8 protein-coding genes are annotated in these 12,236 nt (G+C 67.0%); 6 read left to right on the forward strand and 2 right to left on the reverse strand.

Annotation, left to right across the window (positions count from 1 at the left end):
- Window position 1: 1 nt before the first annotated feature.
- Both G6N09_RS08115 and G6N09_RS08120 read right to left on the reverse strand, forming a co-directional pair.
- The gene (locus G6N09_RS08115) at window positions 2-2,866 is read right to left on the reverse strand and encodes an MMPL/RND family transporter (protein ID WP_083026682.1); all 2,865 of its coding nucleotides are present in this window, start codon (window positions 2,864-2,866) and stop codon (window positions 2-4) included.
- On the reverse strand, window positions 2,863-3,300 hold the full coding sequence (locus G6N09_RS08120) for an MmpS family transport accessory protein (protein WP_109558951.1): 438 nt from the start codon (window positions 3,298-3,300) through the stop codon (window positions 2,863-2,865). The genes G6N09_RS08115 and G6N09_RS08120 overlap by 4 nt, the downstream gene beginning before the upstream one ends.
- 186 nt (window positions 3,301-3,486) lie before the next feature.
- Here G6N09_RS08120 and G6N09_RS08125 point away from each other — a divergent pair, with 186 nt between their 5' ends.
- The 6 genes from G6N09_RS08125 (at window position 3,487) to G6N09_RS08150 (ending at window position 12,198) form a co-directional block, all read left to right on the forward strand.
- On the forward strand, window positions 3,487-4,956 hold the full coding sequence (locus G6N09_RS08125) for a cytochrome ubiquinol oxidase subunit I (RefSeq protein ID WP_083026681.1): 1,470 nt from the start codon (window positions 3,487-3,489) through the stop codon (window positions 4,954-4,956).
- A gap of 45 nt (window positions 4,957-5,001) precedes the next feature.
- Entirely contained in the window at window positions 5,002-6,042 is a 1,041-nt protein-coding gene (gene cydB, locus G6N09_RS08130; RefSeq protein ID WP_083026680.1) for a cytochrome d ubiquinol oxidase subunit II, read from the forward strand.
- Between the two features lie 56 nt (window positions 6,043-6,098).
- On the forward strand, window positions 6,099-7,709 hold the full coding sequence (gene cydD, locus G6N09_RS08135) for a thiol reductant ABC exporter subunit CydD (RefSeq protein ID WP_083026679.1): 1,611 nt from the start codon (window positions 6,099-6,101) through the stop codon (window positions 7,707-7,709).
- Window positions 7,696-9,375, forward strand: a complete 1,680-nt coding sequence (gene cydC, locus G6N09_RS08140; RefSeq protein WP_083026678.1) for a thiol reductant ABC exporter subunit CydC — start codon at window positions 7,696-7,698, stop codon at window positions 9,373-9,375. Before cydD ends, cydC begins: the two co-directional genes overlap by 14 nt.
- A gap of 51 nt (window positions 9,376-9,426) precedes the next feature.
- A complete protein-coding gene (locus G6N09_RS08145) occupies window positions 9,427-10,455 on the forward strand; it encodes a fused (3R)-hydroxyacyl-ACP dehydratase subunits HadA/HadB (protein ID WP_083026677.1) in 1,029 nt (342 codons plus the stop codon).
- Between the two features lie 471 nt (window positions 10,456-10,926).
- Window positions 10,927-12,198: a PPE family protein gene (locus tag G6N09_RS08150; protein ID WP_083026676.1), complete on the forward strand. Its 1,272-nt coding sequence runs from the start codon at window positions 10,927-10,929 to the stop codon at window positions 12,196-12,198.
- The last annotated feature ends 38 nt before the right edge of the window (window positions 12,199-12,236 follow it).

Raw genomic sequence — 12,236 nt, forward strand, 5'->3', positions numbered from 1 at the left:
GTCACACCGTCGTCGGTTGTGGAATCGGCGTGGTCTCGGCGGCCGGCTCCGGCGTTGGCCGGTCTTTCATCGCGAAGGTGTTCAACGGCCACCAGAACCACCGGCCCAGCGCCGCCGCGATCGACGGCGTCATGAACGCGCGCACGATGAACGTGTCGACCAAGAGGCCCAGCGCGATCGCGGTGCCCAACTGGCCGATCACCCGCAGTTCACTGACCATCATCGAGGCCATGGTCGCCGCGAACACCAGACCCGCCGCCGTCACCACCCGCCCCGAGGCACCCATGCCGCGGATGATCCCGGTGTTGAGGCCGGCCCCGATCTCTTCTTTGAGTCGCGACACCAGCAACAGGTTGTAGTCGGACCCGACGGCCAGCAGGATGATCACCGTCAGCGGCAGCACGATCCACTGCAGGCCCACCCCGAGGATGTCCTGCCACAGCAGCACCGACAGCCCGCACGCCGTACCCAGGGACGCCAGCACCGTACCGACGATCACCAGCGACGCCACCAGGCTCCGGGTGATCATCAGCATGATCGAGAAGATCAGGATCAGTGTGGAAAGCCCGGCGATCATCAGGTCGATCTTCACGCCGTCCTGCATGTCGCTGTACATCGAGGCGGTGCCGGCCAGTGACACCTTGGACCCTTCCAGCGGGGTGCCCTTGATCGCGTCCGCGACGGCTTCGTGAATGCCCTGGACGTGCCTGATCCCGTCGACCGATGCCGGGTCGCCCTGGTGGGTGATGATGAATCGCACGGCGTGGCCGTCGGGCGAGACGAACATCTTCAAACCCCGGATGAAGTCGGGGTTGTCGAAGACCTCCGGCGGCAGGTAGAAGGAGTCGTCGTTCTTGGCCTCGTCGAAGAACTTGCCCATCAGGGTCGAGCCTTCGGCGTTCTCCTGCAGATGGTGCTGAATTCCCGACATCGAACTGTGGGTGGCGAGCATGAAGCCGCGCATCTTCTTCATCGAGTCGATGGTCTTGGGCAGGTCTTCGAGCATCTGCGGCATCAACACATCGAGCCGGTCGACGTCTTTGATGGTGGTGCCCATGTCATCGGTCATGGCGTCGACGTCGTCGAGCATGTCGAACATCGACCGTGTCGAGGCGCAGATCGGGATGTCGAAACAGTGCGGCTCCCAATAGAAGTAACTGCGCAGCGGGCGGAAGAAGTCGTCGAAGTCCGACACATGCTGGCGCACGGTCTCGATGTCGACCTGCAAGGTGTGCATGTGGGCGGTCATGTCATGGGTGTTGTCGACCACCTGCTGCATGACCCCGTACATGTGTTCCATGGTGGCCACAGTCCGGCCCATCTCGTCGGCCTGCTCAAGCATCGAGGCCATGGAGTCGTTCATGAATTTCGCCGTCTGTAGCTGGCCGGAAGCCTGCATGGCGATTTGAAACGGGATGGAGCTGTGCTCGATCGGCGCCCCGAGCGGCCGCGTGATGGTTTGGACCCGCCCGATGCCCCGCTCATGGAAGACGCTCTTGGCGATCCGGTCGATCACCAGCATGTCCGCCGGGTTCCGCACATCATGGCCGGCATCGACCATCAGCAGTTCCGGGTTCATGCGCGCCTGCGAGAAATGCCGCTCGGCAGCTGTTTGCGCCACGTTAGCGGCGATGGTCTCCGGGGTGAAATTCCGGTCGTTGTAGTTGGGCACGTAGGTGGCCAGGGCCAGGAAGCCGATTGCCGCGATAAAGGTCGTCACCACGATGATCGGCTTGGGCCACCGCGTCACCAGGGTGCCGATTCGGCGCCAACCACGTTCGGAGACTTCGCGTTTGGGATCGAAGATGCCGAACTTGGAGGCGACCACCAGCACCGCCGGGGCCAAGGTGAGGCCGGCCACCATGGTGGCCACCAGCGCGATGGCGCACGGCACGCCCATGGTCTGGAAGTACGGCAGTTTGGTCGCGGTCAGGCACAGGCAGGCGCCCACGATCGTCAGGCCCGAACCCACGATCACGTGCACCACGCCGTTGTAGGCGGTGTGGAAGGCCTCTTCTCTATCCTGGCCACGGGAGCGGGCTTCGTGATAGCGGCCCAGCAGGAAGATGAAGTAGTCGGTGCCCGCGGCGATGGTCAGCATCGTGACCATGCTGACCGCATACGGGGTCAGGCCGATGATGTCGAGGTTGCCGGCCGTGGCCACGATGCCTTCGGCGGCGTACAGCTCGAAGCGGACCAGGATCAGTGCGACGATCGCCGATCGCAACGAGCGGTAAATGACCAGCAGCATCAAGAAGATGACCCCGATGGTGACCGCCGTCATGAGTTCCATGCTGTTGTGGGCAGCGATCAGGGTGTCGGTGTTGAGCACGGTGTTACCGGCGACGTGCGCCTGAACCCCCGGCGGCGCCGGCACCCCGTTGACGATCTTGCGCACCGCAGCCACCGACGCGTGACTAGGCGTGGTGCCCTGGGCGCCATCGAGGAAGACCTGCACATAGGCGGCCTTGCCGTCCGGACTCTGGGAGCCGGCGGCGGTGAGCGGATCGCTCCAGAAGTCCTGCACGTTCTGCACATGCTTGTCGGCCTTAAGCCTGGTGACGATCTCGTTGTAGTACTCGTGGGCACTGTCGCCGAGCTTGTCGTCGCCTTCGAGCACCACCATCGCCGTGGAGTCGGTGTCGAACTCCTCGAACTTGTGACCGATGGTCATCATGTCCTTGTAGGCGGGCGCGTCTAGCGGTGCCATCGGCACCGAGTGCTTGCCCGCCACCACGCCGAGTTCCGGGGTGAACACCGTGGTGCCGATCGCGATGAGCAACCAGAACACGATGATGGGGATCGCCATGACCCAGAGCAGCCGGGCGAAGCGGGACCGGGGCGGATGGGACAGCGGGTTGCTCATACGGATTTCACCAAGCAGTAGATGAAGGGCTTGTATTCGTCGATGCTGCGGTCGTCACGAACCTCGTCGTCGACAATGATCCGGCAACGCAGGTGCTCTATGGCGGTGTCGCCCTGGGCGACGATGTTGGCCGACATCGACGGCAGTGTGGTGACGATGGTGTGCGACCACGGCAACGGGGCATCTTCGACGAGGTGCGGCTGCCCGTTCTCGTCGAGGTAGTTGGCGCTGATGGTGCCGCCCGTGGGGCCCGTCAATTCGTAGGTGATGTGTTTGGGGTTGAACGGTTTGGTGTCGTCGGCGTTGGCATCGGACGTCGCCACTCGGGCACCCGCCCCGAAACTGCTGCGCACCCGCAGAACCACATAGGCGCCGAGCGCGATCACCACCACAAGAAGCAGAGGTATCCACAGCCTCTTGATCACAGCGAACACGCACCATCTCCTTTTCGCGCCTGCCGCAGACGGAACCCCGGTTCCGTGGCGGCCGGACAGGACTGTACCGCACGGTGCCGGCGATCAATTCGTGGTCGCAGCAGGTGGGGCAACCCTCTAGTGCCAGGGCGGCAGAACTACTACACTCGGTCGTAGCATCGGCTCCGCAGCTCCGGGAGATCGCCCATGGATGTCGTCGACGTATCGCGGTGGCAGTTCGGCATCACCACCGTGTATCACTTCATTTTCGTACCGCTGACGATCGGATTGGCCCCCTTGGTGGCGGTCATGCAGACCGTGTGGGTGCTCACCGGCAACGTCGCCTGGTACCGGCTGACGAAATTCTTCGGCAAGCTCTTCTTGATCAACTTCGCGCTCGGGGTCGCCACCGGGATCGTGCAGGAATTCCAGTTCGGTATGAACTGGAGCGAATACTCACGCTTTGTCGGTGACGTGTTCGGCGCACCACTGGCAATGGAGGGGCTGGCCGCCTTCTTCTTCGAATCCACGTTCCTGGGCCTGTGGATCTTCGGCTGGAGCCGATTGCCACGGGTCGTGCACCTGCTGTGTATCTGGATTGTCGCCATCGCCACCAATGTGTCGGCGTTCTTCATCATCGCGGCCAACTCCTTCATGCAGCACCCGGTCGGAGCGCATTTCAATCCCGAGACCAAACGCGCCGAGCTGGACAGCATCGTGGCGTTGTTCACCAACAACACCGCCCAGGCCGCCCTGTCGCATGCGATCACCGGAGCGTTCTTGACGTCCGGAACCTTCGTCGCCGCAGTGAGCGCCTGGTGGATGATTCGGTCACGGACGGGCGACACCGCACCGAACGCGACGGGCGATGCGGCCACCCTGTACCGGCCGGCGGCCATCCTCGGGTGCTGGGTCGCACTGGTCGCCGCGGCCGGACTGTTCTTCACCGGCGACATCCAGGGCAAACTGATGTTCGTTCAACAGCCGATGAAGATGGCCTCGGCAGAATCGTTGTGCGACACCGCCACCGACCCGAGCTTCTCCATCCTGACCGTGGGACGGCAGAACAATTGCGACCACCTGACCCGGGTGCTCGAGGTGCCCTATGTGCTGCCGTTCCTGGCCGAGGGCCGATTCACCGGGGTTCGACTCGACGGCGTCCGTGACATCCAGCAGCACTACGAGGAGAAGTTCGGCCCCGGCGACTACCGGCCGAATCTGTTCGTCACCTACTGGTCGTTTCGGGCCATGATCGGGCTGCTGCTGGTACCGGTGCTCTTCGCGATGGTCACGTTGTGGCTGACCCGCGGCGGCCGGATTCCCCACCAGCGCTGGCTCTCCTGGTTCGCGCTGCTGACCATCCCCGCGCCGTTCCTGGCCAACAGCGCCGGGTGGGTGTTCACCGAGATGGGCCGTCAACCCTGGGTCGTGGTCCCCAACCCGACCGGCGACCCGAACGTGCGACTCACCGTCGCCCAAGGAGTGTCGGGCAACAGCGTCGGAGTCGTCGTCACCTCGCTGGTGATGTTCACCCTGGTCTACGCGGTGCTCGCCGTCATCTGGTTCTGGTTGATCCGACGCTACGTGGCCGAAGGGCCACTCCAACACGACGCCGAGCCCGCGCCGCCGTTGCCCGCCGACGACAGCGACGTGGCCCCACTCTCGTTCGCCTACTAATCCGGCGGCCTGGCCGGAAAGAGCCCAAAAAAGGAGGTCGTCGCGGTGGACCTACATCAGGTGTGGTTCCTACTGGTCGCGGTGCTGTTCATCGGGTTCTTCGTGTTGGAGGGCTTCGACTTCGGGGTGGGCATGTTGATGGCGCCGTTCGGCCGGGCGAGCGTGCACGCCCCAGAGGCACACCGACGTGCCGCGCTGAACACCATCGGGCCGGTCTGGGATGGCAATGAGGTGTGGCTGCTCACCGCGGGCGGGGCCATGTTCGCCGCCTTTCCGGACTGGTACGCCACGGTGTTCTCCACCCTGTACCTGCCCCTGCTGGCGATCCTGTTCGGCATGATCGTGCGGGCCGTCGCCATTGAGTGGCGCGGCAAGATCAACGATCCGCAATGGCGGGCTTGGGCCGACCGCGGCATCGCGGCAGGTTCCTGGCTGCCCGCGATTCTGTGGGGCGTGGCGTTCGCGGTCCTGGTCCGCGGCCTGCCGGTAGACGCCGACCACCATGTCCGCCTGGCCCTGGGCGACGTGCTCAACGCCTACACGCTGCTCGGTGGGCTGGCTACCGGCGGACTGTTTCTCTTCTACGGTGCGGTCTTCACCGCACTGAAGACCGCGGGGGAGATCCGCGACGACGCGCACCGCTTCGCCGCGCGGTTGTCACTACCGGCGACCGCGTTGGTCGGCGGTTTCGGGCTGTGGACCCAGCTCGCCTACGGCACCGGATGGACCTGGCTGGTGCTGGGAACCGCAGTGCTGGCGCAACTGGCCGCGGTGGGGCTCACGTGGCGCCGGGCGTCCGACGGTTGGGCGTTCGCCTGCACCGCAGTGGTGGTCGCAGCCGTGGTGGTCTTGTTGTTCGGCTGCCTGTATCCCGCCCTGCTGCCCTCCACCCTGGATCCGCAGTGGAGTCTGACGATCTACAACGCCTCCTCGACTCCGTACACGCTGAAGATCATGACGTGGGCCGCGGTGATCTTCGCCCCGCTGACCATGCTGTATCAGGGTTGGACCTATTGGGTATTCCGGCAACGGATTTCGGCGGATCAGATTCCGGCGTCCATCGGGCTGTCCAGGCAGCCGTCCTGAGTCCCCGAAGCTCCCGCGCTCCACTGGACCCGCGCCTGTGGCGGCAATCTGGCGCCATGCGCCGATTCCTGCTGGCCATGGTGGGTTGCGGAGTCGTGATCTCGGGGTGCGCGATCGGATCCGCGATCGTCTTGGCCCACATCGTGTCTCAGGTGATCACCGAACCGTCGACACGTTCGGTCGGCCATTGGTCACCGCTGCTGGCCACCCTCGCGCTGTTGTGGGCGGTCCGCACGCTGGCGCACTGGCTGCAGGCCCGCCTGGGGCAGCGCGGCGCCACCACCGTGATCGCCGAGTTGAGCGGCCGGGTACTGGGCGCGGTCACCGCACGCTCCCCCGGCCAGCTGGCCACCGAACGGGACGCCGCGGCAACCGTCGTCACCCGGGGACTGGACGGCCTGCGCCCCTACTTCACCGCCTATCTGCCCGCACTGGTGCTCGCTGTCGTTCTGACCCCGGTCACGGTGCTGGTCATCGCCGGATACGACCGGCAAGCGGCGGTACTGGTCGTGATCACCCTGCCGCTCATCCCGGTCTTCATGGTCTTGATCGGCCTGGCTACCGCGGATCGCTCCACCGCGGCCTTGTCCGCCATGACGACGTTGCAGGCGCGGCTGCTGGACTTGATCGCCGGCATCCCCACCCTGCGCGCGCTCGGCCGGGCCGACGGGCCGCAGCAGCGCATCGCCGAGCTGTCCGACGCGCAGCGCCGCTCCACGATGGCCACGCTGCGGATCGCGTTCCTGTCGTCACTGGTGCTGGAACTGCTCGCCACCCTGAGCGTGGCAGTGGTGGCCGTCAGCATCGGCCTACGGCTGGTCTTCGGCGAGATGAGCCTGACCGCGGGACTGACCGTGCTTCTGCTGTTGCCCGACGTGTATTGGCCGCTGCGCCGAATCGGGGTGGAGTTTCATGCCGCCGAGGAAGGTCGCGCCGCCGCAGAGCAGGCCTTCGCCTTGATCGGCGAGCCGGCTGCGCCGACCGGGGACCGCACCGTGACGGCGCGCGGCGCGGCCATCCACCTCGATCAGCTACGCGTGGCCGGCCGTGACGGCGATGCACCGGCCGGCCTGACCGCGAGGATCGAACCCGGGCAGGTCACGGTGCTGACCGGAGTGAACGGTGCGGGAAAGAGCACCACGCTGGCAGCCCTCGCAGGTCTGGCCGCGCCGACCTCGGGACAGGTCACGGTGGCCGGCGTCAGCGTCACCGCCCTCGACCTGCCGGCATGGTGGGCCCAACTGAGCTGGTTGCCGCAGCGTCCGGCGCTGGTACCGGGCACGGTCGCCGACAACCTGGCGCTGTTCGGTGAACTCACCGATTTCGGGGCGGCCAGCGCCGCGGCAGGGTTCGAGGAGGTGCTCGCGGAGCTGCCCGACGGCCTGCAGACCCAGTTGGGCCGCGGCGGTGTGGGGCTGTCGTTGGGGCAGCGACAGCGACTGGGGCTGGCGCGGACGCTGGGGTCGGCGGCACCGGTGCTGTTGCTCGATGAGCCCACTGCGCACCTGGACGCCGCCACCGAACAACGGGTTCTGCGCGCGCTGGTCACCCGCGCGCGATCCGGCGCGACGATCGTGGTGGTGGGCCACCGGCCCGCGGTGCTCGCCATCGGTGACCAGGTGATCACCGTGCGCAGTGAGAGGCCCGCCCCCTGTGCACACTGCTGATCCCCTGTTGTCGGCCATCGGCCTGCTGCGACCACGCCTACCCCGGTTGCTGGTGGCGTGGCTGCTCGGAACGTTGTCCCTGTGCAGCGCACTCGCCTTGGCGGCGGTCTCGGCATGGCTGATCACCCGTGCCTGGCAGATGCCGCCGGTGCTGGACCTGTCGATCGCGGTGGTGGCGGTCCGGGCCTTGGCGATCTCCCGCGGCGTACTGCACTACTGCGAGCGGCTGGTGAGCCACGACGCCGCACTGGCCGCCGCAGGAACCGCCCGCGGGCAGCTCTACCGGCGCCTGGCAACCGGACCGGCCGAAGCCGCGGCGCGATTGCCCAGTGGCGAGTTGGTGGCGCGGATGGGAGCGGACGTTGACGAGCTGGCAGGCATTCTGGTCCGCGCCCTGCTCCCCATCGGGGTCGCGGCGGTCCTGGCCGTGGCCGCCACCGCGGTGATCGCGGCGATCTCCCCGGCCGCCGCCACGGTGCTCGCGGCCTGTCTGCTGGTGGCCGGGGTCGTCGCCCCGTGGCTTTCCGCGCGGGCGGCCACCGCACAGGAGCACACCGCCCGGGGCCACCTCGCCGAGCGCGACGTCGCGGCGATGTCGGCGCTCGAGTACGCGTCCGAGCTGCGGATCGCCGGCCTGCTCCCCGCCGTCATTGCGGAGTCGCAACGCCGACAGCGGGCGTGGGGGGCGGCCCTGGACGAAGCAGCCAAACCGGCCGCGATCGCCGCCGCCCTGCCCACCGCCGCCATCGCGGTCAGCGTGCTGGGCGCGGCGGTGGCCGGGATCGGGCTGGCCGACGCCGTCGCACCCACCACCGTGGCGATCCTGATGCTGTTGCCCCTGTCGGCCTTCGAGGCGACCACCGCGTTGCCGGGCGCCGCCGTCCAGCTGACCAGATCGCGGATCGCCGCGCGGCGGCTCGCCTCCGTGGCACCAGCACTCTCCGACTCAACGGACCAGTCGGCCACTGGCCGGCAGGACTGCACCCTGACGCCGGCGCTGCATGCCGACCTGCAGGCCGGACATCGTGGCGAGCAGTCCGTCCGGGTGCGCCTGGATCTGTCACCCGGGGATCGGGTCGCGGTTACCGGACCTAGCGGGTCCGGCAAGACCACCCTGCTGATGACCCTGGCCGGTCTGCTGCCACCGCTGAGTGGGCGTATCTCCGTAGCCGGCCACACACTGGCGGCGCTTCCCGAGGCCGACCAGCGGCGCACGGTCAGTTTCTTCGCCGAGGACGCGCACATCTTTGCGACCACCGTCCGCGACAACCTGCTGGTGGCGCGCGGCGACTGCCACGATGACGAGCTGGCCGCCGTGTTGGGTCGGGTGGGGCTCGGGCCGTGGTTGACCGGACTGCCCGACGGGCTGGCCACCGTGCTGTCCGGCGGCGCACAGGGACTGTCGGCGGGTCAGCGACGGCGGTTGCTGCTGGCCCGAGCGCTGCTCTCGCCGGCCCGGATCCTGCTGCTCGACGAGCCCACCGAGCACCTGGACAGCACCGATTCCGAAGGCCTCCTGCGAGCTGTGTTGGCGGTGCCGGGACTGTTCGGCTCCGACCGGACGGTGGTGGTGGCCACTCACCACCTGCCCGAGGGTGGCAGCTTTCGGCAGGTCCGCCTGCCTCACGAGGGCAGCGCCGGGCCGGCATCCGCGGCGCCCGGTTAGGGTGCTTGAGTCGGCTTCCGCAACCAGTCGATAGAACGGTTGACTCAACTCATGACCGCAGCAGAGACGTCGGCGCTGGAATCCCGGGTCGGCCACTACTACCAGATGGACGGCACCTACCTGGTGGGCCGGGAGAAGGTGCGTGAGTACGCGCGCGCCGTGCAGGACTACCACCCCGCACACTGGGACGTGGCCGCCGCCGCGGAAATGGGTTATTCGGGACTGGTGGCACCGCTGACGTTCACCTCGGTCCCGGGCATGAACTGCAACCGTCGGATGTTCGAGTCGGTGGTCGTCGGCTACGACACCTACATGCAGACCGAAGAGGTGTTCGAGCAACACCGCCCCATCGTCGACGGCGATGAGCTGCATATCGACGTGGAACTGACCTCGGTGCGCCGGATCGCCGGCCGTGACCTGATCACCGTGACCAACACCTTCACCGACACCGCCGGTGAGCGGGTGCACACGCTGCACACCACCGTCGTCGGGGTGACGGCCGAAGACATCGACCCGACCGTCAAGACGGCCGTGCACAACGCGATGATGCACGACGTCAACATTCTGGACGTCGGTGAATCCGACGCCGCCTACCAGAAGACGGTGCGCCCGGAGGGTGCGGTGCGTATCTCCGAGGGCGGCCTGACCCGGACGCCGGCGACTCCCTCCTTCGACGAGGTCAAGGTCGGCGACGCGCTGCCGGTGCGCCACACCCGCCTGGCCCGCGGCGACCTGGTCAACTACGCCGGGGTGGCCGGCGACGCCAACCCCATCCATTGGGACGAAGACATCGCCAAGCTGGCCGGGCTCCCCGACGTGATCGCCCACGGCATGCTGACCATGGGCCTGGGTGCAGGGTTCGCCTCCGCCTGGACCGGCGACCCGGGCGCCGTGACCCGCTACGCGGTGCGGCTGTCCGCCCCGGCGATCGTTTCGGCCAAAGAAGGCGCTGATATCGAGTTCAGCGGCAAGATCAAGTCGCTGGACCCGGCGACCCGCACGGGTATCATCCTGGTCGCCGCAAAGTCCGAGAACCGGAAGATTTTCGGCCTCGCCACCTTGCACGTCCGATTCCGCTGACCTGGCGCCCCTTCGGGCTTCCGCGGGCCTGACAGGCCCCCCGCAGCACAGCGACAGCGAAGATCCAGTTCGCTGACAGGTAGTTTCCAGCAAAGCGTCGCTAGTATCAGTCCACTGAGACGACGTTTGCGAAGGTGATTCCGCTCGACGGTAAGGGGCGTTGACCGGTACCGATATGCCGGCCGATGTCGCAACCGGAAAACCAGAACCGGTTGCGAATTCTCCTCTTTGAGAATCAGCGAGCAAACGACCCGTCAAAAAGCCCATGTGAGCGGGCCACCGCCACGGCTAGCTTGATGACAGCTGTCTCACAACAGTTTTCAAAGGTTGACTGGTACGAATATCAACTGAAAAAGTCGCACGCTTTTTACATCGCAGGAACTCTTAATAGACAACGGCCGTCTAGAGTTTCGGTTTCGACGGCGATTGAGCGTCGGCAGTCAGAACGCGTGACGTAAGGAGTCACTCGAAATGGATTTTGCTGCACTGCCGCCGGAGGTCAACTCCGGCCGGATGTATGCGGGTGCGGGCTCCGGGCCCCTGCTCGCGGCCGCCTCCGCCTGGGATGCCCTCGCCGCCGAACTGGGTTCCACGGCATCGTCCTACGAATCCGTGGTCTCGAGCCTCGCCGGAGAGTGGTCGGGCCCCTCGTCCACCTCGATGGCCGCCGCGGCCGAGCCCTACGTGACCTGGATGAGCACCACAGCCGCACAGGCCGAGTTCTCCGCCAATCAGGCCCGCTCCGCTGCCGCTGCCTACGAGGCGGCGTTCGCCGCCACCGTGCCACCGCCGGTGGTCGCCGCGAACCGGACCCAGCTGGCCACCCTGGTCGCGACCAACTTCCTGGGTCAGAACACGCCGGCGATCGCGGCCACCGAGATTCACTACGCCGAGATGTGGGCCCAGGACGCCGGTGCCATGTACGGCTACGCCGGCTCAGCGGCGGCCGCCACCCAGCTCGCCCCGTTCAGTCAGCCCCCGGAGACCACCAACCCCACCGGTGCGACCAACCAGGCGGCGGCGTCGGCGGAGGCCACCGGAAACTCGGCGGCGTCGAACATCACGCAGCAGCTCTCCCAGCTGGTCAATGCGATGCCCCAGGCCCTGCAGTCGCTGGTGTCCAACCCTTCCGCAGCCACGGTCCCGCCGTGGTTCTCCACCAACCTGACCAACTGGAACACGGTCTGGAGCACGCTGACCGGCCCGTATAGCCCGCTGCTGGGCTGGACCTCCCTGATCGGTGGGCCCTTCCTGTCCGCCGGCCAGATCTACTCCTGGCCGATCAATGCCATGGCCGTGTCGTCCTACTTGGCCGGCCCCAAGGCCATCACCGGGGCACTTGTGCCGCTGGCCCCCCTGGCGAATACGGCCCTGCCGGCATCAGCCATCAGCAGTGCCACGGGTGCGCTGGGCAACGCGGCGACCGTCGGCAAGTTGTCGGTACCGGCCTCCTGGACAGTCGCCGCGCCTGCCACCAAGCTCGTCAGCATGGCATCGTCCCTGCCGGCGACGCTGGAAGCCGCTCCGATGGCCGCGGTCGCCGGCCAGGACGCCATGTTCGGCGAGATGGCCCTGTCCAGCCTGCTGGGACGAGGCATGGGAGCCACCGCCACCAACAGTGTCGGCGCGGCCACCCGGTCACTGCGCAACGGCGGCGGGGCCGATGCCTTCGGTCCGATCCCGCCCGGTGAGGCCGACCCCGCGGCCGCCACCATCATCGTGATCCCGGCGCTGGATGAATGAGACGGCGATGACCAGACGTGCTCCCTGCCCGCTGACCC

The organism is Mycolicibacter minnesotensis (genome assembly GCF_010731755.1).
Classification (GTDB): domain Bacteria; phylum Actinomycetota; class Actinomycetes; order Mycobacteriales; family Mycobacteriaceae; genus Mycobacterium; species Mycobacterium minnesotense.

What these genes read in the sequence shown, in the direction of transcription:
- G6N09_RS08115 (WP_083026682.1), bottom strand. Translation starts at nt 2,866, where the DNA reads ATGAGCAACCCGCTGTCCCATCCGCCCCGGTCCCGCTTCGCCCGGCTG.
- G6N09_RS08125 (WP_083026681.1), top strand. Translation starts at nt 3,487, where the DNA reads ATGGATGTCGTCGACGTATCGCGGTGGCAGTTCGGCATCACCACCGTG.
- cydD (WP_083026679.1), top strand. Translation starts at nt 6,099, where the DNA reads ATGCGCCGATTCCTGCTGGCCATGGTGGGTTGCGGAGTCGTGATCTCG.
- G6N09_RS08145 (WP_083026677.1), top strand. Translation starts at nt 9,427, where the DNA reads ATGACCGCAGCAGAGACGTCGGCGCTGGAATCCCGGGTCGGCCACTAC.
- G6N09_RS08150 (WP_083026676.1), top strand. Translation starts at nt 10,927, where the DNA reads ATGGATTTTGCTGCACTGCCGCCGGAGGTCAACTCCGGCCGGATGTAT.